33 protein-coding genes and 1 pseudogene are annotated in these 25,533 nt (G+C 70.7%); 15 read left to right on the top strand and 19 right to left on the bottom strand.

All coding sequences use genetic code 11. The annotated features are described in order from the left end of the window. Positions 1-371 precede the first annotated feature (371 nt). The gene (locus ABGB18_RS46765) at positions 372-977 is read right to left on the bottom strand and encodes a TetR/AcrR family transcriptional regulator (RefSeq protein ID WP_347702176.1); all 606 of its coding nucleotides are present in this window, start codon (positions 975-977) and stop codon (positions 372-374) included. Positions 978-1,088: 111 nt separating this feature from the next. Between ABGB18_RS46765 and ABGB18_RS46760 the strand changes: the two genes are divergently transcribed. Together ABGB18_RS46760 and ABGB18_RS46755 are read left to right on the top strand one after the other, a co-directional pair. Beyond that, positions 1,089-1,964 (top strand): NAD(P)-binding domain-containing protein, encoded by an 876-nt coding sequence (locus tag ABGB18_RS46760; protein WP_347702175.1) that lies wholly within the window; start codon positions 1,089-1,091, stop codon positions 1,962-1,964. A gap of 155 nt (positions 1,965-2,119) precedes the next feature. Next, on the top strand, positions 2,120-2,533 hold the full coding sequence (locus ABGB18_RS46755; protein WP_347702174.1) for an alpha/beta fold hydrolase: 414 nt from the start codon (positions 2,120-2,122) through the stop codon (positions 2,531-2,533). Positions 2,534-2,866: 333 nt separating this feature from the next. On the opposite strand, the gene ABGB18_RS46750 is transcribed toward ABGB18_RS46755, so the two are convergent. Continuing rightward, the gene (locus ABGB18_RS46750; RefSeq protein ID WP_347702173.1) at positions 2,867-3,361 is read right to left on the bottom strand and encodes an Lrp/AsnC family transcriptional regulator; all 495 of its coding nucleotides are present in this window, start codon (positions 3,359-3,361) and stop codon (positions 2,867-2,869) included. A 117-nt stretch (positions 3,362-3,478) separates the two neighbouring features. On the opposite strand from ABGB18_RS46750, the gene ABGB18_RS46745 reads away from it, so the two are divergent. Both ABGB18_RS46745 and ABGB18_RS46740 read left to right on the top strand, forming a co-directional pair. Further along, on the top strand, positions 3,479-3,922 hold the full coding sequence (locus ABGB18_RS46745) for a DUF2000 domain-containing protein (protein ID WP_347702172.1): 444 nt from the start codon (positions 3,479-3,481) through the stop codon (positions 3,920-3,922). 249 nt (positions 3,923-4,171) lie between these two features. Beyond that, the gene (locus ABGB18_RS46740) at positions 4,172-4,303 is read left to right on the top strand and encodes a hypothetical protein (RefSeq protein ID WP_347702171.1); all 132 of its coding nucleotides are present in this window, start codon (positions 4,172-4,174) and stop codon (positions 4,301-4,303) included. Positions 4,304-4,434: 131 nt separating this feature from the next. On the opposite strand, the gene ABGB18_RS46735 is transcribed toward ABGB18_RS46740, so the two are convergent. The 5 genes from ABGB18_RS46735 to ABGB18_RS46715 all read right to left on the bottom strand — a co-directional run bounded on the left by ABGB18_RS46735 (position 4,435) and on the right by ABGB18_RS46715 (position 8,294). Next, positions 4,435-5,421 (bottom strand): alpha/beta hydrolase, encoded by a 987-nt coding sequence (locus tag ABGB18_RS46735; RefSeq protein WP_347702170.1) that lies wholly within the window; start codon positions 5,419-5,421, stop codon positions 4,435-4,437. Between the two features lie 52 nt (positions 5,422-5,473). Further along, entirely contained in the window at positions 5,474-5,683 is a 210-nt protein-coding gene (locus ABGB18_RS46730; protein ID WP_347702169.1) for a hypothetical protein, read from the bottom strand. A gap of 218 nt (positions 5,684-5,901) precedes the next feature. After that, positions 5,902-6,051: a hypothetical protein gene (locus tag ABGB18_RS46725; RefSeq protein ID WP_347702168.1), complete on the bottom strand. Its 150-nt coding sequence runs from the start codon at positions 6,049-6,051 to the stop codon at positions 5,902-5,904. Positions 6,052-6,665: 614 nt separating this feature from the next. Next, entirely contained in the window at positions 6,666-7,040 is a 375-nt protein-coding gene (locus ABGB18_RS46720; protein ID WP_347702167.1) for a nuclear transport factor 2 family protein, read from the bottom strand. A 54-nt stretch (positions 7,041-7,094) separates the two neighbouring features. Continuing rightward, positions 7,095-8,294 carry an MFS transporter gene (locus ABGB18_RS46715; RefSeq protein WP_347702166.1) on the bottom strand — a complete coding sequence of 400 codons (1,200 nt, stop codon included), beginning with the start codon at positions 8,292-8,294 and terminating at the stop codon, positions 7,095-7,097. A gap of 80 nt (positions 8,295-8,374) precedes the next feature. On the opposite strand from ABGB18_RS46715, the gene ABGB18_RS46710 reads away from it, so the two are divergent. Beyond that, positions 8,375-8,944 carry a TetR/AcrR family transcriptional regulator gene (locus tag ABGB18_RS46710; protein WP_347702165.1) on the top strand — a complete coding sequence of 190 codons (570 nt, stop codon included), beginning with the start codon at positions 8,375-8,377 and terminating at the stop codon, positions 8,942-8,944. On the opposite strand, the gene ABGB18_RS46705 is transcribed toward ABGB18_RS46710, so the two are convergent. The 3 genes from ABGB18_RS46705 to ABGB18_RS46695 form a co-directional block, all read right to left on the bottom strand. Beyond that, positions 8,890-9,255, bottom strand: a complete 366-nt coding sequence (locus tag ABGB18_RS46705) for a hypothetical protein (RefSeq protein WP_347702164.1) — start codon at positions 9,253-9,255, stop codon at positions 8,890-8,892. The two genes, ABGB18_RS46710 and ABGB18_RS46705, sit on opposite strands and share 55 nt — an antisense overlap. A 177-nt stretch (positions 9,256-9,432) precedes the next feature. Next, a complete protein-coding gene (locus ABGB18_RS46700; protein ID WP_347702163.1) occupies positions 9,433-9,696 on the bottom strand; it encodes a ferredoxin in 264 nt (87 codons plus the stop codon). A 26-nt stretch (positions 9,697-9,722) separates the two neighbouring features. Next, a complete protein-coding gene (locus ABGB18_RS46695) occupies positions 9,723-10,148 on the bottom strand; it encodes a VOC family protein (protein ID WP_347702162.1) in 426 nt (141 codons plus the stop codon). On the opposite strand from ABGB18_RS46695, the gene ABGB18_RS46690 reads away from it, so the two are divergent. The 3 genes from ABGB18_RS46690 to ABGB18_RS46680 all read left to right on the top strand — a co-directional run bounded on the left by ABGB18_RS46690 (position 10,065) and on the right by ABGB18_RS46680 (position 12,751). Beyond that, positions 10,065-10,787, top strand: a complete 723-nt coding sequence (locus ABGB18_RS46690) for an ABATE domain-containing protein (RefSeq protein WP_347702178.1) — start codon at positions 10,065-10,067, stop codon at positions 10,785-10,787. The two genes, ABGB18_RS46695 and ABGB18_RS46690, sit on opposite strands and share 84 nt — an antisense overlap. A 78-nt stretch (positions 10,788-10,865) precedes the next feature. Continuing rightward, complete coding sequence (locus tag ABGB18_RS46685) at positions 10,866-12,338, top strand: protein kinase (protein ID WP_347702161.1); 1,473 nt, start codon at positions 10,866-10,868, stop codon at positions 12,336-12,338. A 164-nt stretch (positions 12,339-12,502) separates the two neighbouring features. Then, entirely contained in the window at positions 12,503-12,751 is a 249-nt protein-coding gene (locus tag ABGB18_RS46680; protein ID WP_347702160.1) for a DsrE family protein, read from the top strand. A 24-nt stretch (positions 12,752-12,775) separates the two neighbouring features. On the opposite strand, the gene ABGB18_RS46675 is transcribed toward ABGB18_RS46680, so the two are convergent. Next, the gene (locus tag ABGB18_RS46675; RefSeq protein WP_347702159.1) at positions 12,776-13,666 is read right to left on the bottom strand and encodes an oxidoreductase; all 891 of its coding nucleotides are present in this window, start codon (positions 13,664-13,666) and stop codon (positions 12,776-12,778) included. Positions 13,667-13,942: 276 nt separating this feature from the next. After that, positions 13,943-14,082: pseudogene (locus tag ABGB18_RS46670) on the bottom strand (helix-turn-helix domain-containing protein); the annotation flags it as partial. 87 nt (positions 14,083-14,169) lie between these two features. On the opposite strand from ABGB18_RS46670, the gene ABGB18_RS46665 reads away from it, so the two are divergent. Then, positions 14,170-15,276, top strand: coding sequence for an epoxide hydrolase family protein (locus tag ABGB18_RS46665; RefSeq protein ID WP_347702158.1), 1,107 nt, complete (start codon positions 14,170-14,172; stop codon positions 15,274-15,276). A 43-nt stretch (positions 15,277-15,319) separates the two neighbouring features. Here ABGB18_RS46665 and ABGB18_RS46660 read toward each other — a convergent pair whose 3' ends face one another. From ABGB18_RS46660 to ABGB18_RS46650, 3 genes are all read right to left on the bottom strand, one after another. Beyond that, positions 15,320-16,582 carry an AAA family ATPase gene (locus ABGB18_RS46660; protein WP_347702157.1) on the bottom strand — a complete coding sequence of 421 codons (1,263 nt, stop codon included), beginning with the start codon at positions 16,580-16,582 and terminating at the stop codon, positions 15,320-15,322. A gap of 288 nt (positions 16,583-16,870) precedes the next feature. Further along, complete coding sequence (locus ABGB18_RS46655; protein WP_347702156.1) at positions 16,871-17,809, bottom strand: CHRD domain-containing protein; 939 nt, start codon at positions 17,807-17,809, stop codon at positions 16,871-16,873. 144 nt (positions 17,810-17,953) lie between these two features. Beyond that, a complete protein-coding gene (locus ABGB18_RS46650; protein WP_347702155.1) occupies positions 17,954-18,355 on the bottom strand; it encodes a hypothetical protein in 402 nt (133 codons plus the stop codon). A 110-nt stretch (positions 18,356-18,465) separates the two neighbouring features. On the opposite strand from ABGB18_RS46650, the gene ABGB18_RS46645 reads away from it, so the two are divergent. Then, positions 18,466-18,855 carry a nuclear transport factor 2 family protein gene (locus ABGB18_RS46645; RefSeq protein WP_347702154.1) on the top strand — a complete coding sequence of 130 codons (390 nt, stop codon included), beginning with the start codon at positions 18,466-18,468 and terminating at the stop codon, positions 18,853-18,855. A gap of 7 nt (positions 18,856-18,862) precedes the next feature. Here ABGB18_RS46645 and ABGB18_RS46640 read toward each other — a convergent pair whose 3' ends face one another. Beyond that, entirely contained in the window at positions 18,863-19,621 is a 759-nt protein-coding gene (locus tag ABGB18_RS46640; RefSeq protein ID WP_347702153.1) for an intradiol ring-cleavage dioxygenase, read from the bottom strand. A 309-nt stretch (positions 19,622-19,930) separates the two neighbouring features. Here ABGB18_RS46640 and ABGB18_RS46635 point away from each other — a divergent pair, with 309 nt between their 5' ends. Together ABGB18_RS46635 and ABGB18_RS46630 are read left to right on the top strand one after the other, a co-directional pair. Further along, positions 19,931-20,056 (top strand): hypothetical protein, encoded by a 126-nt coding sequence (locus ABGB18_RS46635; RefSeq protein WP_347702152.1) that lies wholly within the window; start codon positions 19,931-19,933, stop codon positions 20,054-20,056. Further along, positions 20,053-20,703, top strand: a complete 651-nt coding sequence (locus tag ABGB18_RS46630) for an SRPBCC family protein (RefSeq protein ID WP_347702151.1) — start codon at positions 20,053-20,055, stop codon at positions 20,701-20,703. Before ABGB18_RS46635 ends, ABGB18_RS46630 begins: the two co-directional genes overlap by 4 nt. 80 nt (positions 20,704-20,783) lie before the next feature. Here ABGB18_RS46630 and ABGB18_RS46625 read toward each other — a convergent pair whose 3' ends face one another. Further along, positions 20,784-21,191 (bottom strand): hypothetical protein, encoded by a 408-nt coding sequence (locus tag ABGB18_RS46625; protein ID WP_347702150.1) that lies wholly within the window; start codon positions 21,189-21,191, stop codon positions 20,784-20,786. A gap of 128 nt (positions 21,192-21,319) precedes the next feature. Between ABGB18_RS46625 and ABGB18_RS46620 the strand changes: the two genes are divergently transcribed. The 3 genes from ABGB18_RS46620 to ABGB18_RS46610 all read left to right on the top strand — a co-directional run bounded on the left by ABGB18_RS46620 (position 21,320) and on the right by ABGB18_RS46610 (position 23,565). Beyond that, positions 21,320-22,003: a winged helix-turn-helix transcriptional regulator gene (locus ABGB18_RS46620; RefSeq protein WP_347702149.1), complete on the top strand. Its 684-nt coding sequence runs from the start codon at positions 21,320-21,322 to the stop codon at positions 22,001-22,003. Between the two features lie 141 nt (positions 22,004-22,144). Then, positions 22,145-22,732: a hypothetical protein gene (locus ABGB18_RS46615; protein WP_347702148.1), complete on the top strand. Its 588-nt coding sequence runs from the start codon at positions 22,145-22,147 to the stop codon at positions 22,730-22,732. Positions 22,733-22,872: 140 nt separating this feature from the next. Further along, on the top strand, positions 22,873-23,565 hold the full coding sequence (locus tag ABGB18_RS46610; protein WP_347702147.1) for a hypothetical protein: 693 nt from the start codon (positions 22,873-22,875) through the stop codon (positions 23,563-23,565). Between the two features lie 194 nt (positions 23,566-23,759). Here the strand turns inward: ABGB18_RS46610 and ABGB18_RS46605 are convergent, their stop codons facing one another. Both ABGB18_RS46605 and pdhA read right to left on the bottom strand, forming a co-directional pair. After that, positions 23,760-24,416: a 4'-phosphopantetheinyl transferase superfamily protein gene (locus tag ABGB18_RS46605; protein ID WP_347702146.1), complete on the bottom strand. Its 657-nt coding sequence runs from the start codon at positions 24,414-24,416 to the stop codon at positions 23,760-23,762. Then, positions 24,413-25,492 (bottom strand): pyruvate dehydrogenase (acetyl-transferring) E1 component subunit alpha, encoded by a 1,080-nt coding sequence (pdhA, locus tag ABGB18_RS46600; protein WP_347702145.1) that lies wholly within the window; start codon positions 25,490-25,492, stop codon positions 24,413-24,415. Before pdhA ends, ABGB18_RS46605 begins: the two co-directional genes overlap by 4 nt. Positions 25,493-25,533: the final 41 nt, after the last annotated feature.

Genomic DNA, 25,533 nt, shown 5'->3' with positions numbered 1-25,533 from the left:
AGCGCTGGCGCACCCTTCAGCATTTGACGCTCAGCCCCTCACGAATTGGCGATGTGGCCCGAGCAGCGCTGGTTCTCACCCACTTCGAGCACGGACGGATCATGTGAAAGTCGCAGAGAAAACCTCACTATCCCCGCCGTCGTTACCGCTACCGCTACCGCCGCTTCTACTAGGGAGAACGCGGGTTCCGGTGTTTTCGCGATGCGCTGACCCGCGTTGATGACTCGGAGAGTCCGAGATCATCGGTCTGATCGGCATTCTCGGGGCGGCCGCCACGGCCGCCCCGAGAGGTCGCCGATGAGCAGACTGACAAGACCACTGTGCTTCCTGCCTGGCACCGACGTTCTCGCCACCGGCTCACCGGAGAAGCCTCAACCAGATTGTCCGGAACGCGCGCCAGGAGCTGTTTCGTAAGAGCCGACCAGCCGAGCCAACTGCCGACCCGCCGCCCACAAAGGCTCTTCGCTGCGGTTGACCTGAGCCGTCACTTCGGCGCCTTCCAGCGTGCTGATGATCGTGGTCGCCAGATCCCTCGCGTCCTCGGTGTCGATGCCCGAGCCCAGCAGTTTGTCGTAGACCAGTTGCTCCCAGTCGCGCAGCGCGGCCGCGCAAACGCGCTGGATGTCGGAATCGGTGCCCAGCGTCTCCAGCGCCGCCGCGGTGATCGGGCAGCCATCGACCCAGCCCGACTCACGTAGTGCTTCGGCGAGTTGGCGGGCGCAGGCGTGCACCGCGGCGCTCGGGCTCTCCTCACTCTCCAGCGCTGCCCGCAGGAGAGCCGAGAACTCCTGGTCACCGTGCTTGATGGCGGCGACGGCGACGGCTTGCTTGCCCTCGGGGAAGAAGTGGTAGACGGAGCCGAGGGTGGCCTGCGCCTCCCTGGCGATCTGCTTGATACCCGTGCCGACATAGCCCTGGCGCTGCAGGAGGCGCGCGGCGGCGATGACGATTCGGTCCCGTGTGCTGGTCTGGGCCATCCCCACAGCTTACTAGTTAGAACGCTCGTTTTAGAGATGTGCTACCTTACATCCGTGCTCTAAATAGAGCGTTCGTTCTAGTCCGGCATGTCCCCTACGGAGGTCTCCATCGTGAGCAGCAAGCAGCCCGTGACCGTCATCGGCCTGGGTCCGATGGGCCAGGCCATGGCCCGTACATTTCTCAGCAAGGGCCACCCTGTCACCGTCTGGAACCGCACCGCGTCCCGCGCGGACGCGCTGGTCGAGCAGGGAGCCGTACGCGCCGGCAGCGTGGAGAAGGCGCTGGCCGCCGGCGAACTGGTGATCTTGAGCCTCACCGACTACGACACGATGTACGCCGTGCTGGAACCCGCGGCCCACGCCCTGTCCGGCCGCGTGCTGGTCAACCTCAGCTCCGACACCCCGGAGAAGACCCGCGCGGGAGCGCGGTGGGTCGCCGGGCACGGCGGGGTCCAGCTCTCCGGCGGCGTCACCGTGCCGCCATCAGGCATCGGCAAGCCCGAGTCGTACACCTTCTACAGCGGCCCCCGCGCCGCTTTCGAAGCCCACCGGCCCACCCTCGAAGCATTGACCGGCACCGACTACCGGGGAGAGGACCCCGGGCTGGCCGCGCTGTTCTACCAGATCGGCATGGTCATGTTCTGGACGTCAATGCTCAGCTACTGGCAGGCCATCGCCCTGGCCGACGCCAACGGCCTCACCGCGGCCGACATCCTGCCGCACGCCATCGAGACCATGGCCTCGATGCCGAACTTCCTGTCCTTCTACGCACAGCGCATCGACGCCGGCGAGCACGGCGGTGACGTGGACCGCCTGGCCATGGGCATGGCCAGCGTCGAGCACGTCCTGCACACCAACGCCGACGCCAGCGTGGACACGGCTCTACCGGCCGCCGTCGTCGATCTGTTCCGGCGCGGAATGGACACGGGCCACGCGGCCGACAGCTTCTCCAGCCTCGTGGAGCTGATGAAGAAGCCAGCGGGCTGAAAAGGAGTTCGCGTCACCCCGCGGCATCCGTTCGCCCAGGCGTGAGCAGTCCGGCCAACGGAGCGACCTTCACACGCGCGGCGCCCGGCCCGTTCACAAAGCGGGCTGACCAATCACCTTGCCCCCGACAGCGGTTTCAACAGGGAGCAGTAGCCATGCGACACAAGCGCATCGTCGCCAATGGGATCGACTTCGCCTATCTAGAGGAGGGAGAGGGACCCTTGGCGCTGCTGCTACACGGATTTCCGGAGGCCCCCAGCATGTACCGGCACCTCACGCCCGTGCTCGCCGAAGCGGGTTACCGGGCCGTCGCCCCGGCCCTACGCGGCTTCGCCCCAACACAGATCCCACCGGACGGCAGCATGCGCATCACCGACCTGATCGCTGACGCCAACTGCCTGCACGAGGAGTTGGGGGGAGACACCAACGCGGTCATCGTCGGACACGACTGGGGCGGCTTCGCCACGTGGGGCTCAGACGGCACCCTCCTGGAAGGAGTGGGGCATTTCCCGTTCCTGGAGAAGCCCGATGAGGTGAACCAGAGGATCCTCAGGTTCCTGGCAGCTTGACCACGCATTTCTGAGCTAAATGTCAAGTGCGCCATGAGCGCGGAAGGTGAGGTTGTCGTGTGGGTGACCTTGCTGGACGCGGTGCTGTGCGGGAGATGAAGGTCTGGCCCTTCGGCGCCTCGCCTGCGGCTCTTACATGGAACGTGGGAAGACCATGGAACGTGGGAAGGCGGACGCCGACGCCGTCCTCCCGGTGCCGATGGTGCCGGGAGGCAAGAGGGAGCGGGCCACCCACGGCCCATGGAGAGGCCGTGGAGAGCTTGCGGGAACGCCGGGCCGAGCGCGTTCATCCACGCGTTCGGCGCCACCATCGGCTCGCGAGGTGAGGCCCGTTCAGCGTTTGCGCGTGGTACGGCGGCGGGACGGCGGCGCCGGGGGCAGGACCTCGACCGAGGTCTTGCGGATGTGGTCGTAGACCAGCGAGGTGCGCACGTCGGCGATGTTGCGGTGCCGCGCTACGTGGTCCAGGACGAAGTCGCGCAGGTGGCCCGCGTCGCGCACGCCCACCTGGATGATGAAGTCGTCCCCGCCGGACACCACGAACACGGCCAGCGTCTCGGGCAGGGCGGTCACGTAGTCGCGGAATCCCTCGACGGCCTCGCGGATCTTGGGGTGCAGCCGTACGTTGATGAGCGCCTGGACGGGACGGCCGACCGCGTCGAGGCTCACGTCCGCGTGGAATCCCGCGATCACGCCGTCGGCGCGCAGGGAGCGTACGCGCTCCAGGCAGGTGGAGGGGGCGATGCCGAGGCGCTCGGCGAGCTCGCGGTTGGTCTGGCGGCCGTCACGCTGGAGCTCGCCGAGGATCGCCGTATCAAGTTCGTCCACGCACGCATTCTCCCACGAGTTATCGAACTATCTTCGGAAATCTCTGCTCCGAGTTGAAGAAAACTCGGGTCAATGGCGATTCTTCTGAGACAACTTCGGAGGGGAAGGAGCCGAGGCATGGACACGCTCGAACAGCGCAGCGACCTGCCCACCAAGCAACTCACCGTCAAATGGGCGATCGTGGTGGACCGCGACCTACCCCGGGGGCTGCAGGCCAACGCCGCCGCCTGCCTGGCCGCCTCCGTCGGGATGACCGTACCCGCGATCGTCGGCCCCGGCGGCCACGACGCCGCCGGAGGCACCCACGCCGGCCTGCCCTGGACCGGATGCACGGTGCTGGCCGCCCCCGCGGCCATCATCCGCAGGATCCGCGACGACGCGGCTGCCGAACCCGACCTGGTGGTGTCCGACATGGCCGACATCGCCCAGCGGGCCGGGGTCTACGACGACTACCTGGCGGAGCTGGCCCGCACCGAGGAGCCCTCCTATTACGCGGTCAGCCTCTTCGGCCCCCGCACCCTCGTGGAACGCCTCACCGGCCGGCTCCCGCTGCTGCGCTGACGCCCTGCGGCGCCCGAGGGTGGGAGGGCCACGCACAAAGGGACAGGGGTAGGAATGCGCGCCGTGATGAACACCGACGAACGGCATCCGCACCGTCGAGGTCGATGAGCCCGGCGGGGGCCGGGGGCCGGCTTTCGGTGGCCGCCGTGGGGATATGCGACCAAGAGCCTGACCAAGGAACTGACCTACATCATCAGCATCGCCTACGGCCGGCACGAGGGGGTCCGCGAAGTCGAGGAGGCCGCCTCCATGCTGGCCGCGACACCCCAGATCGCGCGGACGGTCATCACCCACCGGTTCCCGATCCACGGGGCCAGGCAGGCGTTCAGCGTCGCGGCCGACCGCGGGGCCGGTGCCATCAAGGTGGTCATCGAGCCCTGACCAGGCACCACAGCCAGCCCGGGCGACGCCTTCCCTCCGGGCAGGCCGCCGCGGGTTTCCTGGCGGGCGGCGGGCAGGCGTGCGTCCTTCCCGGCCGCCACGCCGGCGGGCGGTAGCCCGTGCGCACGGCCTCAGGCGGGCAGGGAGGAGAGCCAGCCGGTCAGGATCCGGTTGACGTCCTCGCGGCGCTCCTGCTGGATCCAGTGGCCGCAGCCGTCGAGGATGTGCGAGGAGACCAGGCCCGGCAGGGTGACGGGGTAGGCCTGGACGGCGCCGGCCATCCAGGTGGTGGAGGCGTCCAGCGCGCCGCCAATGAACACTGACGGCTGCTCGATCGGCATGCCGTCGAAGCCGGCGAGGTCCTCCCAGTCCCGGTCCATGTTGCGGTAGCGGTTGAGCGCCCCGCTCATCCCCGTCCGCTCGAACTCGGCGGCGTAGACGTCGAGATCGTCTTCGCTGAGCCACGCGGGCAGCCGTCCGGTGGGGAAACGGTCGCGCAGCGTCCCGCCCCTGGACACGAAGTGCGGGTCGGGGGCGCCGGCGGCCGGCATGGTGTCGGCGGACAGGGCGGCGTAGAAGCCGGCGAGCCAGCCGCGGACGTCCGGCTCGATCTCGGCCTCGGCGCGCTGGGGCCGCTGGAAGTAGGAGACGTAGAACTCCTCCTCCCCGCCCATCCGCGCGAAGACCTCGCTGGGCCGCGGCCCGCCGCGCGGGGCGTACGGCACGCTCAGCAGCCCGACGGCCGTGAACACCTCGGGCCGGACGAGAGCGGAGCCGGCGGCGATGGTCGCGCCCCAGTCGTGGCCGACGATCACCGCCGTCTCCTCGCCCAGCGCGCGCACCACGGCGACGTTGTCCTCGACCAGCTCCAGCATCCGGTACGCGGCCACACTCCCCGGCTTGGAGGAGCGGCCATAGCCACGGACGTCCACGGCGACGGCCCGGTAGCCGGCCGCCGCGAGCACCGGCAGCTGATGCCGCCAGGAGTACCAGGACTCGGGGAACCCGTGAACCAGCAGCACCAGCGGCCCGGAGCCCTGCTCCACGAGGTGGACGCGGCCGGCGGGAGAGGGAACCAGCCGATGCGTGGTCTCCCCGGCCGGAGCGTGAAACGACATCGATCCTCCAGAGCTCGGTCTCGCATCGATCATCGCGCGGACGAGGAGAAGATCACGAATGGCGTTGCCGATCCAGCAAACTCACACCGGCGCCGTGCCCCCGCGGCGACGTGGCCCGGACGTCGCGCTTGCAGGGACCACGCCCCTGGAGGTCGTCGGTGCCGACGACGCGGAAGTAGTTCGGGTACTGCCGCTTCGGCGCGGTGGCGAAGTTCGCGCCCCTGGTCAGCACTGGGTCGGTGTTGCCGGGCGAGATCTGCACGAGCCTGGAGGGGGGCGAGCTTCGCCGGCCTCGGTCTTGTCCGCGCCGCACCCGCCGGTGCCCAGCGCCGTGCCGAGGGCCAGCAGCCCTGACAGCACAGCGGCGTTCTTCGTTCTCAACGGAAACTCCCCGCCCCGTGTCGTGACGTTCACTTCTGGCCGAGCAACCTAGGGCCCCTGACTGTCCACTTGACAGGCCGATCCCTGGCCGACAGGTGTTCAGGTGGACGGGTGGGCGGGGGCTCCGGTGCCGTACGGCTCCTGGTGCCACAGGTCGGCGCAGACGCGTTCGATGCCGGCCGTCAGGTGGCGCCGGTAGGTGGTGAACGGCAGGCCGAGGCGTTCGGCGGCCAGCTCCTGGGTGGGCATGCCACTCAGGAACGTGACCGAGAGCGCCCGGTGGGACTTGGCCGAGCGCGGATCCTCGCTCAGGTCCTCGATCGCCCGGCGCAGCAGGTCGCCCAGGGCCGCGGCCGGTTCCCCGGCCTGCCCGCTCGGCGATCAGCCGGGGGCGCATCAGCGGAGAGGACGACTGTCGAGGAATCGGTGTCGAGGGGCTGTTCAATGAGGCCTGGGACCAGGCCGGGGCGCGGGTGGCGATCACGCCGCCCAGATTCGACCGGGCGGAAAGCCGTGAACACATGCCTGGTAGCGAAAAAGGTAGCCGCCACGCGTGGGGGACGCCCTTTTGCACGGCCAGAGTGATCGTCGCCCAGGCCGCGCCGCCGGCGTACGCCTCATCGGGCCCAAAGGGACGGGTCAGGAGACGTCGCTCTTCCTATGCCTCCTCGATGGGACGCGTAGGAAGTCCACCCGGGTGCCAGGTCTGCAGAAACGCGACTTGCTGCCCCTTATCGACGAGTTCGATGTCCGCCCCAATGAATTCAAGGCGGTGGTAGGCGAACTGACGCCCGTAGGGGCAGCCGGAGAAGGATCCAGGGAAGCCGGCGGTAGCGAGCTTCTCCGCTCCGGCGGCCAGGTCATCAGACGATCGGGTTGCCGCTGACGGTGGACTCGGGGACGTCCTCGCGCAGGTCCCAGTGTTCGGCGATCAGGTCGTCGGCGATGCGGAACACGTCCACCACGGCGATGCCGGAGTGGCCGGGGTGGGCGGTGAACAGGCTGTGGGTGAACACCAGGTCCCCGTCCACGGCCATGCGGCGGATCTCGAAGCGGGCCTGGGGCAGCTCGGCGCGCATCTCGTCGATGAACGCGGCCAGCGGCCGGCGGCCGTCGGGCAGGCCGGGGTTGTGCTGGATCAGGCCGGCGGAAAGGAACCGGTCGGCCAGCTCGGTGCGGCCCTGGTTCCACACCAGTTCGAAGTAGTCACGCACGAGTCGGGCGGCGGGCTGGGACATCAAGTTCTCCTGTGATCGGTGATGGATGGGCGGGCGAGAGCCAGGGCGGGAGGGTCAGTGGTGGGCTGGGGCGGGGGTGGCGGCCGGGGCCGTCGGGCGGGTGGGGCGCGGGCGCAGCGAGGCGGCGTGCGCCCCGGCGGCCAGGGCCAGCGGCAGCAGCGCCAGGGCCGGGAGCCAGCGGCCGCCCAGGGCGGGCAGCAGGCTGCTGCCCAGCAGGCTGCCCAGGCTCATGCCCAGGTACAGGGCCGAGGCGTTCAGGGCCAGCAGGATGCCGCGCTGATCGGGCAGCAACTCCACCAGGCGGGCCTGCTGCGGGGCCATGAACAAGGTGTTGAAGACAGCCCAGAAGGCGAACACCGCGACACCGGCCGCGGGCAGGGCGGGCACGCTGCTCAGGGCCAGGAAGGCGATGGTCAGCCCGGCAAGCGCCAGGGCGATGGTGCGTCCGCCGCCCAGACGGGTGTATACGCGCGCCCCAGCGGCGTTGCCCATCATGCCCAGGGCGCCGAAGACCAGCAGGGTCAGAGACACCAGACCGGGACCTGCGCCGAACCGGGTGGCCAGGTAGGCCCCGGCGACCCCGTAGACGGTGAACTGGGCGGTCAGCACCAGCAGTGTGGTGGCGATCATCGATGTGACTCCCGGGGTGCGCAACACCCCGGCGAACGCCCGCGCGGTGGGGGCCGGGCCCGGCGCCACCGGCGGCAGCACCACCACCAGCAGCCCGCCCGCCACCAGGGTCAGCGCCACCACCACGGCCATCGTGGTCCGCCAGCCGATCGCGGCGCCCGCGGCCGAGGCCAGTGGCACGCCCAGCACGGTGGCGGCGGTCATCCCGCCGAACACCACCGCCAGCGCGCGGGGACGCCGCTCGACCGGCACGATCATCGAGCCGGTGGCCGAGGCGGCCGGTCCGAAGATCGCCGCCCCCAGGCCGGCGGCCACCCGGGCCGCGGCCAGGGTCGCGAAGGTGGGGGCCAGCGCGCCGGCGATGCCGCCGATCGTCATCAGCGCCAGGCCCAGCAGCAGCACCTGGCGGCGGTCCAGGCGGCCCAGCGTGATCGCCGCGATCGGGGCGGCCAGGGCGAACACCAGGGAGAAGACGGTGACCAGGGTGCCGACGGTGGCGGCCGGCACCCGCAGGTCGGCGGCGATCGGGCCGCTGAGACCGACCACCGCCAGTGAGGCGGTGCCCAGCGCGAAGTAGCCCAGGGCCAGCGACAGGAGCGCGGGGGTGGAGGAACGGGAGCGCATCCTCCCTCTCCTTTCAATACGAGACGTTGCGTATGCTATTCAAATACGCACCGGTGCGTATGTCAAATAGACTGCGAACCATGACCGGACGACCCCGCGACCCCGCCGTCGACGACGCCATTCGCCAGGCCGCCCTGGATCTGATCACCGAGCAGGGCTACCGGGCGGTGAGCATGGAGGGCATCGCGGCCCGCAGCGGCGTGTCCAAACAGGCGGTCTACCGCCGCTACGCGGGCAAGGGTGAGGTGATCTTGGACGTGCTGGCCGCCTACGCCCGCGCCCGGCTGCCCACGCCCGACACCGGCGACCTGCGCGAGGACCTGCTGACCCTGCTGGAGAACACCTTCGCCGCCCAGCGCGGCGCGCCCGGCGCGCTCAACCAGGCCCTGGCCGCCGAGGCGCTACAGGCCCCCGCCTTCGCCCGGCGCGTGAACACCGAGCTGATCGTGGCACGCCGCGACGCCGTCCGCCAGATCCTCAGCCGGGCGCGGGACCGGGGGCAGGTCGCCCACCCCGATGACGAGGTGCTCATCGATCTGGTCTTCGGCCCGATGTGGTACGCGCTGCTGTTCGACACCGGCAAGCTCACCGACGCCTACGCCGCCGCGCTCACCGACGCCGTCGTCGCCGTGGCCGCCCACGCGCCCTGATCGCGGCCGCCCGATCGGGGCGCGTTCATCCCCCCGGCCTGGAGCTCGGCGAGCAGGTCCTGTGAGTAGGCGATGCGGCCGGTGAGCTCCGCGGCGGGGCGGTGGCACAGGGCCAGGGCGGCGTCCGCCATGACCGTGGGAGGCTCGGCGTCAGGGTCGTCCTCGGCGGTGAGGTGGTGGAAGAGGGTGCCGGGGGTGGGGACGACCCGGTTCGGCGAGAGGGCGTTGACGGCGACGTTGACGGCGACGTTGCCGGCGTAGAGTTCGGCGGCCAGGCCGGTGGTGAAGCGTTCGAGGGCGGCCTTGCACATGCCGTACACCGTGGCGCCGCGGCCCGCCCAGGGGCCGGGCGGGAATGTGGGGTCGCGGGCGGCGGGGGAAGACCGCTTGGTGGGCCGTGGGCATATACGACAAGCTCTGACAACCCGCCTCGTGACGACGGCCGCCCGGCGGGCGGCCGTCGTCACGCCGATCTGCGGCCGCCCGGCTCAGTCCTCGCCGAGGGCGATGGCCTGTACGGGGCAGGCGCGCGCGGCCTGCTCGATGGCCGGCCAGGACGCGTCGGCGGGCGTGGCGTCGTACTCCAGTTCGTCATCGTCGTTGAGGGTGAAGACCTCCGGGGCGGCGAACACGCACTGGGCGTGAGTCTGGCAGAGGGTCATGTCGACGCGGACCCGCATCAGGGCTCCTAATGAGTCGCCGGCAGTCAGGCCGGCGCGGTGCCGTACCGCCTCTTCGCCCTGATGACGCATGGCCGATTCCTTTCGTCGTGGGTCTGTCAGAAGAAGCCGCACGCCGGCGCGCCCTGGGTGGGCGCCGCCGCGGCGCCGGCGCCGGTCGGCGCGTAGATCTCCAGGCGGATGCCGTCCGGGTCGGTGAAGAAGACGCCGCCGGAGGACGCGCCCTCGCCGTGCGGGACGATCCCGTCGTAGACGAGCTGAACGCCGAGTTCGCGCAGGGTCGCCTCGGCCCGGCGGACCGCCTCCAGGCCGGGCACCTGGAAGGAGAGGTGGTGCAGTCCGGGCCGGTCCGTGGCGAACGCGCCGCCGCTCTGCTGCCACAGCGTGACCAGCAGGGTGCCGTCGCGGCCGAGGAAGGCGAACCTGCGCTCGCCGTCGGCCTGCTCGCCGAGGACCTCGAGCTCGGCAACGCCACCTACGCGGTACGGGGCCGCGTCAGGGACGGCCTGCGGAGCGTCGAGCACCTGGCCGCCTGGCTGCGCGACATGCGCCCGCGCCTCGGGGTCACCCTCACCGATGCCGACCTGCGGGGCACGGCCGACGATGATCTGCGCCTGGCCAGGGAGCTCCGGGACGCCGTCCGAGCCCTCGCCGCCACCACCACGGAGGGCCGCGACCCCGATCAGGACGCGGTCACGACCCTGAACCGGCATGCGCGCCGTACCCCGCGGTGGCGCGAGCTGCGCACCGCCCCCGAGCCGCGCATGACAGTGTGCGCCGCGGGGCGGCCCGTCGAGGCGGCGCTCGCCGCACTGGCCGAGGAGGCCGTCGGCCTGTTCGCCGGGCCGCTGCGCCACGAGCTGCGCGCCTGCCACGGCCCCGGCTGCGTGCTCTACTTCGTCCGCGACACCCCGCGCCGCGAGTGGTGCTCACCCGGCTGCGGCAACCGGGCCCGCGCCGACCAGACGATAATCTGGCCGTGCGGAGACCACAGCACCGCGAAGAGGAGGTTGGGCTTCGTCGCGAGCAGGACGCCGAACAGCGGGGCGCCGAGCACCAGCCGGCAACCCGAGGACCCGTTGCCTTCCCAGCGCACCGTGGCGACATCGCCCACCCTGCCCCCATCGCCCCCTCGTCGACGGCGGGCAAGGAACGCCGGGTGAGTTCCGTGGCGCGGCCGTACCGGCCTGCCCTTCACGTGATGACCTCACGGCGTTATGGTCGGTAGCCATATGCACGGGATGCAGACGTTAACGGAGGCGGATCCCGCACAACTGGGCGAGTACGCGCTCCTCGGCGTGCTGGGCCGGGGAAAGCGATCAGTCGTCTACCTGGGACGCTCGGCGTACGGCCAGGTGGCGATCAGGCTCCTGCCCGCGGGTGACGTGGGGGCGCAGCGCGCGATGGCCGCGGCGGCGGAGCAGGTTACGGAGCCGTCCGCCGCCCAGGTGCTGGCGACCGGAATGCACGGCACCCGTCTGTACGTGGTCAGCGAATACGTGGAAGGCGTGTCCCTGGCGGAGCTGGTCCGGCTGGAAGGCCCGCGTGACGCGAGCCACCTGCACTGGCTGGCGACCAGCACGGCTGCCGCGCTGGCGGCGATTCACCGGGCGGGGCTCGCGCACCTGTCCTTCGAACCGGCCAACGTGATGCTCGGTGCCCACGGGCCGAAGGTCGTCGACTTCGGCATCGCGCGGCCGCCGGAGCAGGCGGTCGTACCCGCGTACCTGTCGCCCGAGCCGGCGGTCGTGCCCACCTATCTGCCGCCGGAGCAGGTGGCCATACCCGCCTACCTGTCGCCGGAGCAGGTGGCGGGGCATCCGGCGGGGCCGGCGTCCGACCTGTTCTCCTGGGCGGCCACCATGATCTACGCCGCGACCGGGGTGCCCCCTTTCGGCGAGGACAGCGTTCCGGCGGTGGCCCATCGGGTGCTGAACACCCCGGCGGACCTGTCGCGGCTGCCCCCGCCCCTCCAGCCCATCCTGGACCGCTGCCTGGCCAAGCAGCCGGCACGCCGGCCGACCGCCCAGCAGGTGCTGGCTTTCCTGCACGGAGAGGCCCCGAGCCGGACGGCCTCCGGCCCGCCCCCCGCCTACGCTCCGCCGAAGAACTCCAGCGGCGTGGTGGTCGGGCTGGTCGCCGGGCTCGTGGTCTTTCTCGCGGTGGCCGCGACCGGTGCGGCATTCCTTCTCGATCGGCAGCGGCAGGAGCCGGTAACGGTCGCCGGCCCCAGCGAAAGCCCCGACTCAGATCCCAGCGAAAGCCCCGACCCGGGCCCCAGCGAGAATGCCAGCCCAGGCCCCACCACCGGCGAGAGCGCCAGCACCGGCGCCAGCCCCAGCCCCAGCGCGAAAGCGACGGCTCCGACCCCCACGAACGCCTCGGTGGCCGGCCGGTGGACCGGCACCTACGTGTGCAACCAGGGCAAGACCGCGCTCGACCTCACGATCACCGAGTCGTCGCCCGGCCGGCTCAAGGCCACCTTCGCCTTCGAGGCCGACCCCAGCAATCCCGGCGTACCCTCGGGTTCCTTCGCCATGAGCGGCGAGGTGACCGGGCGGGCCCTGGATCTGAAGGGCGTACGCTGGATCGACCGGCCAGGTGACTACATCATGGTCGACCTTCTCGCGGACCTCACCGGCGACCGGCCCGCCACCATCCGCGGCAGCGTCCTGGGCGGCGGCTGCTCCACCTTCACGATCAAACGGTCGTGACCAGCCGGCCTTGCTCCTGCCCGGATCCTGCTCCTCGATGGGGATCACCCGCCCGGCCCGGCCAAGTCGAGTCTCACCGGCCTGGTGGACCGCACCGAGCGATCACGCTCGGCTCCCGGGTCTCGGAGCGAATCCGTGAGATCGCGGCCGACAAGCAGGCCGAGGTGGAGGTCTTCTGTTTCGGTCCCGCGCAGGCGCGGCTGACCGGAGCCCCCGGCGACGAGGCTCGTTCCGTCTACAACCGCCGGCTCGACGAGCTGATCGCGGCGGGCGTCCCCGTCGGGACCTGCGTCAACGCCGCGAAGGCCACCGGCGCCGACGAGGAACTGCTGGAACGGGGATTCAACCTCGAAGTGGCCCGGGACGCCTTCCTGCGCTTCGCCATGGAAGGCGCCACCGTCATCACCTTCTGACCACCGTAAGGCGGAGAATCCCGGTCAGGAGATGGACCGGAGCCGGCCCATCTCCTCGTCGGACAGCCGCAGCGCTCCGGCGGCCACGTTCTCGGCGAGGTGGTCCGGATTCCCGGTGCCCGGAATGGCGAGCACGTGCGGTCCCAGTTGCAGCGTCCAGGCCAGCCGGACCTGCGCGGGCGTCACGCCGTGCGCGCGGGCGATGGCGAGCACCTCTTCGTGCTCGGTGGCGTTCGCCCCCGCCTCCCGCCCGGCGCCCGCGATCGCGAAGAACGGCACAAAGGCGATGCCCTGCTCGCCGCAGCGGCGCAGCAGCTCCAGCTCGCCGGCCGGCGAGCTGATGCCGAAGGAGTTCTGTACGCACACCACCGGCGCGATGGCCTGAGCCTCGGCCAACTGCTCCAGCGTGACGTTGGACACCCCCAGGTGGCGAATGAGCCCGGCGTCGCGAAGCTCGGCCAGCGCGCCGAAATGCTCCGCGATCGAGCCGTCCTTCCGGCTCGGGGGGACGCGCAGGTTCACCACGTCGAGGTGGTCACGCCCCAACTGGCGCAGGTTCTCCTCGACCTGGCCGCGCAGCTGCTCCGGCGTGGCCCACCACCAGGCCCCCGACGGGTCACGCGCCGGCCACACCTTCGTGGTGATGACGAGATCGTTCGGGTACGGGGTCAACGCCCGGTTGATCAGCTCGTTGGCCGACAAGTGCGGCGAGAAGTAGAAGGCGGCGGTGTCGATGTGGTTGACCCCGAGTTCGATCGCTTTCCGCAGCACGCCGACCGAACGATCCCGGTCGCCCGGGGCACCGGGGCCGAAGGCGACGCTGCCCGTCAGGCGCATCGCTCCGAACCCGATCCGATTGACGGTCAGGTCACCGAGGTCCCAGGTGCCCGCTGCCGCGGCGGTGTTCGTGGTCATGATCAGGTGTGTGTCCTTGCCTTGGGAATCTGCCGGAGAAAGGTGTGTGAGTGCCGCTGTCATCGGGGCCCGGCGCCCCGGATCCGGGCACAAAAAAAGCCTTCCCGCGCGGAGTGACTCCGGCTGAGAAGGCTCAATCAGTGATCTGATTTTATCAGCTCCGCCCGCCCGCATTGCCCGCGGTCCGCGAACGCTGATGCGGGCGCGTACTTCCGCCGTGGTGTGTCACGGCCCTGGGTGGACATCGGTCCCGGTGGCGCGCGGGAACCGGTGGGTGAGGGCGCGCAGGCGCTCCATGTCGTTGCGGATGGTACGCGTGCTCACCTCCAGGCGGGCGGCCGGCTCGTCGCCGGTCCAGTCGCGGCTGGCCTGGAGCAGGGACAGCAGTTCCAGCAGCGGGCCGCGGTCTCCAACATTCCTGAAGTCTGCCGAGGATTCCGGAAAGAGATGTTCCGGAATGGTCCCTACGGTGGGGGCATCCCCAAGCTCAAGGAGCGTCTCCGATGGAGAAGATCCGGCCGTTCACCCTTGCCATCCCGCAGTCCGACGTCGACGACCTGGCCGACCGGCTGTCCAGGACACGCTGGCCCGATGAGCTGCCCGGCTCCGGGTGGAGCCGCGGCGTGCCGCTGGCGTTCCTGAGGGACCTGGTCGCCTACTGGGCCGACGGGTTCGACTGGCGCGCCACCGAAGCACGGCTGAACGAACTCCCGCAGTACACCACCGAGATCGACGGGCAGCCGATCCACTTCCTGCACATCCGCTCCGGCGACCCCGGCGCCCTGCCGCTGGTCCTCACCCACGGCTACCCCAGCGCGTTCGCCGAGTTCACCACCCTGATCGAACACCTGCGGCAGGACTTCCACCTGGTGGTTCCCTCATTGCCCGGCTTCGGCTTCTCCACCCCGGTCCGCGAACCCGGGTGGGCGATGGGCCGCACCGCCCGGGCCTGGGCCGAGCTGATGCGCCGCCTCGGCCACGACCGGTACGGCGTGCACGGCGGCGACATCGGCGCGGGCGTCTCCGGCGCGGTGGCCGGCCTCGACACCGAGCACGTCGTGGGCGTTCACGTGGCGACCGACCCGTACACGGCGGCCGCCACCGCCACGTTCCTGCCCGGAATGGCCGAGCGGCTCGACCCTGCGGACCCGGTGGACAAGCAGGCCCTGGAACGGATGGCCGAGTTCCGCACCGACGGCGCCGGCTACCTGGCGACCCAGAACACCCGCCCCCAGACCATCGGATACCTGCTCAACGACTCCCCCGCCGGACAACTCGGCTGGATCACGGAGAGCTTCGAGCGGTCAACCGACCTGCCCTACGACCGGGACCAACTCCTCACGATCGCCTCCCTCTACTGGTTCACCGGCTCGGGCGTCACGGCAGCGCGTTTCCTGTACGAGCAGGCGCACTCCTCCGACTGGGGGACGCCACCGGCCGTCCCGCAGGGGTTCGCCGTGTTCGGCGCCGATCCCACGGCCCGCAGACTGATCGACCCGCCCGCCGGCGCGTACTGGGCGGAGTACGAGCGGGGCCGGCACTTCCCCGCGATGGAGGCCCCCGAGGTCCTGGCCACCGACCTGCGCACCTTCTTCGCGGGGCTCAAGTGACCCGGACGATCGCGATGCTCGGCGTGCAGCCGGCCGGCACCCGTCAAACGCGCAGAACGGTGACCTGGCAGGCGGCCTCGTGGTAGCCCTCCTGCCGGACGAGCACCTCGCCGTGCTCGCGCCAGAACACGACGAACTCCTCCAGCAGGCGGGGCAGGTCGAAACGGCCGTCCGGCAGCACGAAGCTGTGCGGGTCGGCCATCACATACTGTTCCGCCGGGTCGCCGAGCACGCGCAGGATGACCTCCCGGTAGATCGGGTTCGCCACCTCCAGCGGGGGCTTCCCCTTGACCAGGCCCAGATCGTGGACATAGGACAGGTCGTCGGAGAAGGTGAGGTCGACGTCGGGGAAGTCCCCGGCCACGATGGGCTCGATCACCCGCTTGACCCGGGGCTCGCGCAGCCGCGCCACCAGGGCGTCCAGATGGGTGGCGCGCGCCTTGATCAGCCGCTCTTCAGCCTCCTCCACGTGCCCGGCGCTGATGGAGCCGGTCACCCTCATCTTGAAGGTGATCTCATGGGCGAGGGCGTTGACCAGCCAGGGCTGTCCCTGGGTCAGCTCGAAGACCCGGTCCACCGCGTCCTTGGTGAACTCCTGACCGGTCGCCTGCGTGTGCTGGTCGTACAGCTCGGCGATCTGATCGGCGGTGAAGTCGCCCAGGCGCAGCGACTCGGCGACGATGTTGAACGGACTGGCCGGGTTGGACCGGCCGGGTTCGCCGCCCGAGGCGACCTTGTAGTCACGCAGGTCGCGCAACCCGCACAGCACCACGGAGGCGGGGAACGGGTGCCGCTCGTGCCGCGCGTTGTGACCGTCGCGAAGCTGGCTGAGGATGCTGATCATGCTGTTGCCCTGCAGGGCGTCGATCTCGTCGAGAAAGAGCACCACCCGGCGCGGGCAGCGGCGGCACCACTCGGTCAGCGCCGTACCGAACCGGGTGCCCGCCGGGGCCTGTGGCCAGGGGTCTGGCGGCAGCAGTTCCTCTGGCCATCCCGTCCGCGCGGTGGCTTCGCGGAGGGACTTCAGCAGGATCTCCTCCGCGGCGGCGTAGTCGTCGCCGGCCGCCTTGGCGCGCTCGCAGGAGAGCATCAGGGCGGCGGTGTCGCCCTCAGCGGTGAGCTCGGACGCCAGGGTTCGTAGCGCGGTCGTCTTCCCGGTCTGCCGGGGCGCGTGCAGCACGAAGTAACGGTCCATCTCGATGAGCTCACGCGCCTGCGGGAGCCGCTGCATGGGGGGCACCATGTAGTGATGCTGCGGGCCGCACGGGCCGGTGGTGTTGAAGTATCTCGCTCGGGGTGGCCGCATCGTCACATTCTGCCATCACCCTGTCGTTCGCGCCTCGTCAACCGGGGCCATACCGATGCGCCGTTCTCGACTGCGGGGGGCTGGTGGATGTTCGCGAAGCCGAGGCCCAAGCAGACGCCGTTCGATCGAGCGCGCCGAGGAGGTGCGTGCGAGGGCCTTCGCGGCGGACGACCACCGCGTCATCGCCTCGGGGCCTGAGGAGCGGATCTGCCGGAGGAGCGGATCCTGGTCCGGCGGCTCGAGAACCGACGCCCCTCGGGGCGAACCGCCGGACCCCGGGGAGTCGTCCTACCAGCCGCCGTTGGCGGAGTAGAGCTGGCCGCGGACCGCGCCGCCGGGGAACTCGCCCGTGTGGAGGTTGGCGTACCAGTTCTTCGCGTTCTTCGCGATGCCCTTGGCGGTGCCACTCTTGATCGATACGGAGCCGGCCAGGCCGTCCACGCCCTTGGGCAGGCCCTTGGGGGCCTCGAACAGGGGGACGGCCACCGGGCCGTTCTTGCCCTTGGCGCCCTGGTGGATGTGGCCCATCGTGGGCGCGGAGATCCCGTGGAACAGCGTCGCGTAGTCGATCTTGCCGCCGTGGATGTCGAACAGCCACTCGGCGTGACCGTTGCGGTCGCCGACCTTCTGGCCCGGAGCGGGGACCTCCTGCTTGCCGTCGGCCTTCGCGTGCAGCCTGCGGCCGTTGCCGATCGCCAGCACCGAGCCCAGGTTCACCGGACGGATCCGGTAGAGCTGGGCCCGCACCGCGCCGCCGGGGAACTCACCCGTGTGCACGTTGGCGTACCAGTTCGCCGGGTTCTTCGTGATTCCGGCCAGCAGCGCCTTGTCGGTGACCCGTACGGTGCCGGACACGCCGGTGGTGCCCTTGGGCAGGCCGTCCATGAAGAAACCGATCTTGACGTCGCCGTTCTTGCCCTTCTTCCCCTGGTGGATGTGGAACATCGTCGGGGTCGCGACGCCCTGCCACTTGACCGCGTACGACACCTGGTCGCCGTTGATCTCGAAGACCGCGAAGGCGCTGCCGTTCTTGTCGCCCACGGCCGGGCCGCCCTTGACCGGTACCTCGTTCTCGCCCACCAGCTTGGCGGCGAGGTAGACCGGGGCGGAGTGCGCGGCCGAACTCGTGGCGGCGGCATCCGCCTGGGCGGCGCCGGGCGCGACGGCGGCGGTGATCATTCCCACGGCGAGCAACGAGCCGGACATTGCGAGGGCACGCTTGTACATGGAAAACCTCTCAGGGTGCGTTGGCCCCGCGGAGGGCTGTCAGGCGACAGCCGGGGCTGTTGCGACGAGAGTGCCGCAGCGCCCCGATCCCCGAATACGTACAAGTACGCACATTCGTTGAATTTTAAACACAGCCCATCGGGATCAGCGCATCTTCCCCGTGGCGATGAAGTCGACCACGACCCGGTAGAAACCGGCGATCGACTCGCCTTCCGCCACCCCGTCGCGAAGCTGCTTGCGTACCTTCGCGAAGGGGAAGGCCGTGCCGCCGTTGGGCAGGAGCACGCCCCACCCGTGATCGTCCGACTTGTCCCAGCGGCCGCCGGTGGCGGCGATGACGCACGCGCCCAGGTACGAGCCGAGCGTGCTCACCAGCCCGTCGATCTGCTCCAGGCCGGCGCCCGCGGAGCGCCAGCGCTCGATGAAGCCCTCGACCCACTCGACGGACTCCCGGCCGAGACCGAAGTCCATACCGCTCAGCGGCCCGAGCTGGTCGATGACGAGGCGGACGTTGGCCTCGATCTGCCGGAGTTCTTCTTCGCTCATCCGAGGATCGTGACATCGGACGAAGAATCCGATCAATCCGATTTCCTTGACCTTGTCACAGGCGTCAACGTCTATCCTTGGGCCGCCCCACCGCCGACGAACGGACGCGCATGAGCACGGACCGCACCACCCTCCTCGAGCACGACCGGAGCTTCTTCGACGCCCTGGTGGCGCGCGACCTCGGCCGCCTGTCGGAGCTGCTGGCGGACGACTTCGTCCTGGTGGGTGTCGAGGACGGGGCGGTCGCCACCAAGCAGGCCGTCCTCGACCTGATGGCGTCCGGTGCCCTCCGGTTCCCCCGGATCGAGTCGTTCCCGGACGAGGCGATCGTCCGGGTGATCGGACAGGTGGGCATCGTCGTGGGACGTACCGGCATGAACTTCACGAACGACGACGGCAGCACGTTCAGCGCCGCCAGCCGGTACACCCACGTCTACGCCGCAGGCCCTCACGGCGCCTGGCGTCTCGCCTCCGCCCAGGGCACCACGATCAAGACCTGACCGCCCCTCACGAGTTGACGGACAGGATGATGGCGCCCCAGTAGCCGTCGCCGTCCTCGACGACCGTCAGCAGCAGGCCGTTCTGGTAGTACCGATCGGTGGCGTTGAGCGTGTCCCGCCCCTGGTGCTGGACGTACGGCGGCTGGGCCAGCACCTTCCAGTTGAACGCCTCCTCGAACATCAACTGCGTCGTCAGCACCCGCGCGCCGCCGATGTGCACGATGGCATGGATGTGCACGGTGCGCCCCGGGTACCAGCCCGGCCATATCGTCGTGAACTCCACGACGCCCTCGGCGTCCGTCATCTGGGCGCCGCGCAGGTAGCGCTTGCCGTCGGTGGGCATCAGGTCGTTCCAGGGCCTGTCATGGGTGATCTCGCGCGACTCGACGTGCTCGATCATGGATCCGCGCTCGCCCCCGGAGTAGAGCCCGGAGGCGTCGCACTGCCAGAGGTCGACCAGCGCGCCCGGCAGCGGCTGGCACGTGGCGCCGCTCTGCACCTTGATGGCCAGGCGCAGGCGCACGCCGGGCTTGCCGTCGCGGATGTCGCTGCGGACCATGTCCGCGTCGAAATAGAAGGGCCCCTGGGTCACGGTGGGCGTGACCTTGCAGACGCGGGCCTCGGCGAGCAGGTCCCCAGAGCGCGTGACCGCGGCGGCGCCGGCGCTGCGGGCGGCAAGAAGGCCGCCGAGCCCGAGCGAGCCGATGCCCACATTCGTGATCAGCCGCCGACGGCTGACGCGCTGCCCTTCATGATCGTGTGTCACTGGGATCGTTCTCCGGCAGATCAGGAGGAGCCCCCGACGTCTCCTCCGCTCCAGTCGAACCTCTCATGAGATGTAGGGATTTCACCGGAGGCACGGCGCTTGTGGCAGGTAAAGCCCGTCCGTTCACCCGGGCAACTTTATTCAGGATTGACTTATATAAGCGAAGGGTGAGATTGTTGGCCACGTGCACGCGCCGGACGTGCTCGGCGGCGCGGTCGGCGGCGGGTCGGCGGCGCGGTCGGCACGCCCGGTGCCCGTGCGGCGCCGGCTCCCCACCCACGCCGGGAGGTCGGCATCTGGCTGGAGCGCTTGCGCCGGTTCTGGAGCCTGCGCCTGGACGCGCTGGGCGCCGAGCTGGCGCGTCACCGCCCGCGTGGCGAGACGCCGTCAGCGGACGAACGACCCGCCACCATGAACGAGGAGGAAGAGGAATGATCGACATCGTCAACCAGGTCAACGCCACCCACCGGGAGATCGGCAGCCAGGCGTTCGCCGGCGGCGCGGGGCGGTCGCTGCTGCTGCGGCGCACGTACGACGCCTCGATCGAGGACGTGTGGAGCGCCTGCACCGGCCCCGACCGGATCAGCCGATGGCTCGCCCCGATCGAGGGCGACCTGCGCCTCGGCGGCACCTACCAGCTCAAGAACAACGCCGGCGGGGAGATCCAGCGCTGCGAGAGGCCCCATCTGATCAGGGTGACCTGGGCCTTCGGCGAGGGCATGCCCACCGAGCTCGAAGTGCGCCTCACGCCCGGCGGCGACGGCGGGACCGTCCTGGAACTCGAGCACGCCGCACCCGCCGCGATCGTCGATGAGATGGTCCGCATGCACGGCCCCGGCGGCACGATCGGCATCGGCGCCGGCTGGGACCTCGCGCTGTCCGGCCTCGACCTGTTCCTGCGCGGCGTCGCCTTCGACCCCGCGACCGCGGGGGACACGCCCGAGGTGAAGGAGTTCGCGGCCGCCTGCTGCCACGCCTGGGGGCCCGCGGTCCAGACCTTCTACGGCACCGGCGACGACGATCTCGCCACGGCCGTCGCGTTCGCCGTACAGCACTACGCCCCCGGAGGCGGCAACGGCTGACCGCGTCTCCCAGCGGGCGAAGAGCGCTTGCACGGCCCGCCCGGTACGGCGGGACCGGCGGACCGGCCCCGCCGCGCGTCCTAGCGGTTGAGCTGCTCGATCAACCCGACGATCTGGGGATCGTCGGACTGGAGCCGGCCGTGGAACCCGACGTTCTCCAGCGGGTAATGGTTGACCATGACGAGGGTTTCGTCGGTGTTGGCGAGGCCCTGGTACGCCGTCGCGATGGCGTCCTGGACCCGCCCGACGAGCGTCCTCCTGACGTCGAGGTCGCGCAGTTCCGGCACCTCCAGGAAGCAGACCGGCCGGATGGGCTCGGCCCCGGCGACCCCGTCCTGGGCGACGTCGCCGGCCGGATACTCGCGCACGAAGATCCGCACGTCCGGGAAATGGTAGGCGGCGGAGAGCGCGTCGGTGACCTCCCGCATCAGCTTCTGCTTGGCGTCGGGCCGGATTCCTTGCGGGCCTTCGAGAAAGACCAGGGGCATGACAAGCCACCTTTCGTGTCCAGCGCCCTCACTTGCCGAGGACTGTTGAGCTGGAAACTACAACCAGATGATTGGAAAAAACAACTTAACGAGTGGACTGTCGGATCAGCGCGGCTAGAATCGACCGCATGGTGGGCAGGCGGAAGTACGACGACGGGTGCGCGGTGGCGCACGGTCTCGACCTGGTCGGGGAGCGCTGGGCTCTGCTGGTCGTGCGCGAGTTGCTGCTCGGCCCCAAGCGGTTCACCGACCTGCGTGCCGGGCTGCCCGGCGCCAGCCCGGACGTGCTGTCCCAGCGGCTGCGCCAGCTCCAGGAGAGCGGCATCGTCCGCCACCGCAGGCTTCCCCCGCCGGCCGGTGCCCAGGTCTACGAGCTGACCGACTGGGGCATGCGGCTCGAACCCATCGTCAACGGGCTCGGCCGCTGGGCGGGCAGTTCCCCCTCGCTGCCGCGCCACGCCCCGATCGGCGCCGACTCGCTGATGCTGTCCTTGAAAGCGCTGTTCGACCCCGGGCAGGCCGGCGACGTCACGATCACGGCCGGGCTGCGGCTGGCCGGCGAGGAGTTCCGCGTCACGGTGGCGGGCGGCGAGATCGACCTCGCCCGTGGCGCGGCCGAGCACCCCGACCTGGTCATCGACACCGACCCGGCCACGCTCGCCGCACTGCTGAGCGGCGAGCGTCCCCTCGCCGAAGCGGCGGCGGCCGGCGACCTGCACGTCACCGGCAGCCTGGACACCGCCCGGCGCTTCCTCGGCCTCTTCCCCCGCCCTGACCCGGCCCCTCTCCCCCCGGCCGCGAAAACGGGGTGACCGCCACTCCGCGAGGAGACCGCCAGACGCCCGTACGAGGGGCGGACGCGCGTTTCCGCGCGGCCTCGCTGATGGCGTTGCCACCTCCTTGCCGAGAGATCTACGCTATTTCGTAATTCCGGAATAGCGTAGGAGAGTGCGATGAGCGAGGACAGACTCGCCGAACTCGAGCGCAGGATCGCCCGCCTGGAGGAGCGGATCGGCCCCGCCGACCCGCCGCGACCCGACCCGCACACCCTCATGGGGGTGCTCGCCGGTATGCGCCGCGAAGCGGCGAAGAAGGACGAGCTCGGGGCGGTGGGCTATGCCGGAGCCCTGCTGTTGCACGGCGACTACCTCCACGCCAGGGAGAATTCCCTCGGCGACCTGCTGTCGGCCGACTGGGCGCCGGTGATCGGCCTCCTGGAGTCCCTCGGCAGCCTGCCGCGGCTGGCACTGCTCCGCACGCTCATCCGGCGGGGCCGGTGCTCCCGCGCCGACCTCCAGGAGGCCCTCGGCGGAGACGGCGAGCAGAGCACCAGCGGCCAGCTCTACCACCACCTGCGGGCGCTGCAGAGCGCCAGGCTGGTCATACAGCGGCGGCGCGGCGACTACGAGGTCTCGCCCCAGGCCGTGATCCCGATCCTCACCATCCTCGCCGCCGCGCTCAACGTGGCCACCGACCCCCCGGCCGGCCCCCCGGTCGGCCCGCCGGTCGGCCCGCCGGTCGATCTGCCCGCGCCTGAATGACCCGCTCGGGGGCCCCGCCGCAGGCGATCAGTCCGGCCCCCGGCGCCGGTCCGCTGGATTGGTCGCGCTTATCTACCGCGTGCCCCGCCCCGCCCGTGACGCTGTGGCTGGACCCTTCTTGAGTGCGAGGAGGAGCGACAGTGAGAACAACAGCGAGAAGGCGCATCACGACTCTGGCGCCGGCCCTGGTGGCCGGGCTCTTCGGCGCGGCCCTGCTGGCCGTGCCGGCGAAGGCCGACGCGGGCTGGATCCCCCCGGGCAGCACCGTCTGCACGGATCAGGCGGGATCGGGCACCGGAGTGGTCATTTCCGCGACCAACAACAACGGGCCGGCGGTGTGGACGGTGCGGGCCGCCGCCACAGCCGACGGCGCGGAAACGGAGATCTTCCGGCGGGTCACCGCCGACATCGACAACCATCCGACGATCACGCATCCGAATCCGGGCTTCCGCTACTACCGGATGTGCGCGACGAATCCCCGTACCGACCGGTTCCGGATGGTCGTCAAGTTCAACATGGTCACCAGGGATCCGGCGGGGCAGGCCGGGATCGGGCCGCACAGGGCGGTGCTCACACGGCATGAGAGCGGCGGGAACTTCTGCGGCGGGCTCATGTCCGGTCCGCTGCGGTTCGTGGCGAGCTCCGACGTGCCCGTACGGTTCCAGATCACCGGGGTCGACCAGGACGACCAGTCCCGCACGGTTCTCGATGTGACCGGCACGGCCTTCGACCAGGCGGTCACGCTGCCGCCGGAGGTCTTCGCGGTGTCGGCGTGCGTGCACAACACGTCCTCGGCCGGGGCCACGGTCTCGTTCGACCTGCGGCGGGCGTAGCCGCCGCGGCGGGGACCGGCCGGAGCTCCCCCAGGTCCGGCCGGTCTCCTGACCTGGCGCGGGCATGGGCCGGACACCCCGCTGAGCGGGCAGCAGGTTTTCTGTCGCCGCGGTGATCTAGTCTCCACCCCAATTGATCAAGCCCCATCTGAGCCGGTCAGGGCGCGGGGCTGACGATGGAGGCGAGCAGCGGGTCATGGCGCGGGGGCGATGATGGAGGCGAGCAGCAGGTCGTGGCGCGCCAGCCAGCGGCCGGAGAAGCCGTCCAGCCCCCGGGCGGCCATTCCCGGCGCGGGGACGAGCAGCCGCGCCGTGAAGGCACCGGTGGGGTCGAGGACGACCTGGGCCTCGTGGAAGTCGAGCCAGCGGCCCTCCAGGGGATACCACGCCTTGTAGACGGCCTCCTTGGCGCAGAAGAGCAGCCGGTCCCAGCACACGCCCGGATGATCCCGTAGCAGCCGTTCCAGCATGAGCCGTTCGGCGGGCAGGCTGACCACCTCCAGCACGCCGTCCGGCAGGGGCGCGCCGGGCTCGGCGTCGATGCCGATCACCGCGGCGGCGGAGGCACGGCCGACCACGGCGGCCCGGTAACCGGCGCAGTGGGTGATGCTGCCCAGAACGCCGTCCGGCCACAGGGGTTCGCCGCGCTCTCCCGACGCGATGGGCCCGGGAGGGAGGCCGAGCCGGGCGAGAGCCTGCCTGGCGCAGACCCGCCCGGTGGTGAACTCCTTGCGCCGCTTGCTGACCGCCCGCGCGATCGCCGCCTCCTCCTCGGGGTGAAGAGGGCCGTCGAGCTCCCCGCCGAGGCACTCGGCGGCCACGACGTACGGGGGCAGGATGGCCTCGATCATGCGGTCTCGAACCGGTCGAGGTAGGCCGCGTACCAGGCCCGCTCCCGCTCCAGCGGCGCGTGCTCCTCGGCGTAGACGTGGCGGAAGAGATGGTCGACCGGAGGGTCCGGCATGGCGGCGACGCCCTGGCGCAGCTCGACGACGAGCCGGTCCCCCTCCTCCTCGATCTCGGCGAAGAAGGCGTCGTCCGCCATGCCCTCGTCGCGGAGGTAGGTCTCCATCCGCGTGATGGGGTCCTTGCGCCGCCAGGCGTCCAGCTCGCCGACCGGCCGGTAGCGGTCCGGATCGTCGGAGCTGGTGTGCGGTCCCATCCGGTAGGTGACGGCCTCGATGAAGTACGGTCCGGCCCCGCTCCTGGCGTGGGCCAGCGCGGCCCGCGTCACCGCCAGGCAGGCCAGCACGTCGTTGCCGTCCACCCGGATCCCGGGCAGGCCGAACCCGTGGGCGCGCCGGTAGAGGGGTGCCCCGCTCTGCCGGGCCGACGGCTGGGAGATGGCCCACTGGTTGTTCTGGCAGAAGAACACGACCGGGGCGTCGTTCACGGCCGCGAAGTTGAGCGCCTCGTTGACGTCTCCCTGGCTGGCCGCCCCGTCGCCGAAGTAGGCGACGACGGCGGACTCGGCGCCGTCCATGCGCATGCCCATCGCGTACCCCACCGCGTGCAGGGTCTGCGAGCCGATCACGATGGTGTAGAGGTGGAAGCCCGTCTCCCGGGGGTCCCAGCCGCCGTTGGTGGTGCCCCGGACCATCCCCATCAAGTCCAGCGGCGGGATCCCGCGGCACCAGGCCACCCCGTGCTCGCGGTAGGAGGGGAACACGTGGTCCGCCGGCTCCAGCGCGCGCCCTGACCCGATCTGCGCGGCCTCCTGGCCCAGGCACGGGATCCACATGCCCAGCTCCCCGAGTCGTTGCAGGCTGAACCCCTCGCGGTCGATCCGGCGCACGAGCGCCATGTCGCGATACAGGCCCCGATACTGCCCCTTGGACAGATCCACGTCGAACTCCGGATGACGCACCCGCACCCCGTCCGGGGTCAGAAGCTGGACGACCTCATCGTCGCCGGCCTGGTGCCGCACCTCTTTCTCCTCTCTGCCGCCGTGCCCGGGCGGGCACAGAA

The sequence above is a fragment of the Nonomuraea sp. B12E4 genome, assembly GCF_039871825.1.
Taxonomy (GTDB): Bacteria; Actinomycetota; Actinomycetes; order Streptosporangiales; family Streptosporangiaceae; genus Nonomuraea.
This window is presented reverse-complemented; position numbering and strand designations above follow the sequence as displayed.

Coding starts and splice junctions, on each gene's coding strand:
- ABGB18_RS46765 (WP_347702176.1), bottom strand. CDS start 977: ATGGCCCAGACCAGCACACGGGACCGAATCGTCATCGCCGCCGCGCGC.
- ABGB18_RS46755 (WP_347702174.1), top strand. CDS start 2,120: ATGCGACACAAGCGCATCGTCGCCAATGGGATCGACTTCGCCTATCTA.
- ABGB18_RS46745 (WP_347702172.1), top strand. CDS start 3,479: ATGGACACGCTCGAACAGCGCAGCGACCTGCCCACCAAGCAACTCACC.
- ABGB18_RS46740 (WP_347702171.1), top strand. CDS start 4,172: ATGCTGGCCGCGACACCCCAGATCGCGCGGACGGTCATCACCCACCGG.
- ABGB18_RS46735 (WP_347702170.1), bottom strand. CDS start 5,421: ATGTCGTTTCACGCTCCGGCCGGGGAGACCACGCATCGGCTGGTTCCC.
- ABGB18_RS46725 (WP_347702168.1), bottom strand. CDS start 6,051: ATGCCCACCCAGGAGCTGGCCGCCGAACGCCTCGGCCTGCCGTTCACC.
- ABGB18_RS46720 (WP_347702167.1), bottom strand. CDS start 7,040: ATGTCCCAGCCCGCCGCCCGACTCGTGCGTGACTACTTCGAACTGGTG.
- ABGB18_RS46715 (WP_347702166.1), bottom strand. CDS start 8,294: ATGCGCTCCCGTTCCTCCACCCCCGCGCTCCTGTCGCTGGCCCTGGGC.
- ABGB18_RS46710 (WP_347702165.1), top strand. CDS start 8,375: ATGACCGGACGACCCCGCGACCCCGCCGTCGACGACGCCATTCGCCAG.
- ABGB18_RS46705 (WP_347702164.1), bottom strand. CDS start 9,255: ATGTGCAAGGCCGCCCTCGAACGCTTCACCACCGGCCTGGCCGCCGAA.
- ABGB18_RS46700 (WP_347702163.1), bottom strand. CDS start 9,696: ATGCGTCATCAGGGCGAAGAGGCGGTACGGCACCGCGCCGGCCTGACT.
- ABGB18_RS46685 (WP_347702161.1), top strand. CDS start 10,866: ATGCAGACGTTAACGGAGGCGGATCCCGCACAACTGGGCGAGTACGCG.
- ABGB18_RS46675 (WP_347702159.1), bottom strand. CDS start 13,666: ATGACCACGAACACCGCCGCGGCAGCGGGCACCTGGGACCTCGGTGAC.
- ABGB18_RS46665 (WP_347702158.1), top strand. CDS start 14,170: ATGGAGAAGATCCGGCCGTTCACCCTTGCCATCCCGCAGTCCGACGTC.
- ABGB18_RS46660 (WP_347702157.1), bottom strand. CDS start 16,582: ATGCGGCCACCCCGAGCGAGATACTTCAACACCACCGGCCCGTGCGGC.
- ABGB18_RS46655 (WP_347702156.1), bottom strand. CDS start 17,809: ATGTACAAGCGTGCCCTCGCAATGTCCGGCTCGTTGCTCGCCGTGGGA.
- ABGB18_RS46650 (WP_347702155.1), bottom strand. CDS start 18,355: ATGAGCGAAGAAGAACTCCGGCAGATCGAGGCCAACGTCCGCCTCGTC.
- ABGB18_RS46645 (WP_347702154.1), top strand. CDS start 18,466: ATGAGCACGGACCGCACCACCCTCCTCGAGCACGACCGGAGCTTCTTC.
- ABGB18_RS46630 (WP_347702151.1), top strand. CDS start 20,053: ATGATCGACATCGTCAACCAGGTCAACGCCACCCACCGGGAGATCGGC.
- ABGB18_RS46625 (WP_347702150.1), bottom strand. CDS start 21,191: ATGCCCCTGGTCTTTCTCGAAGGCCCGCAAGGAATCCGGCCCGACGCC.
- ABGB18_RS46620 (WP_347702149.1), top strand. CDS start 21,320: ATGGTGGGCAGGCGGAAGTACGACGACGGGTGCGCGGTGGCGCACGGT.
- ABGB18_RS46615 (WP_347702148.1), top strand. CDS start 22,145: ATGAGCGAGGACAGACTCGCCGAACTCGAGCGCAGGATCGCCCGCCTG.
- ABGB18_RS46605 (WP_347702146.1), bottom strand. CDS start 24,416: ATGATCGAGGCCATCCTGCCCCCGTACGTCGTGGCCGCCGAGTGCCTC.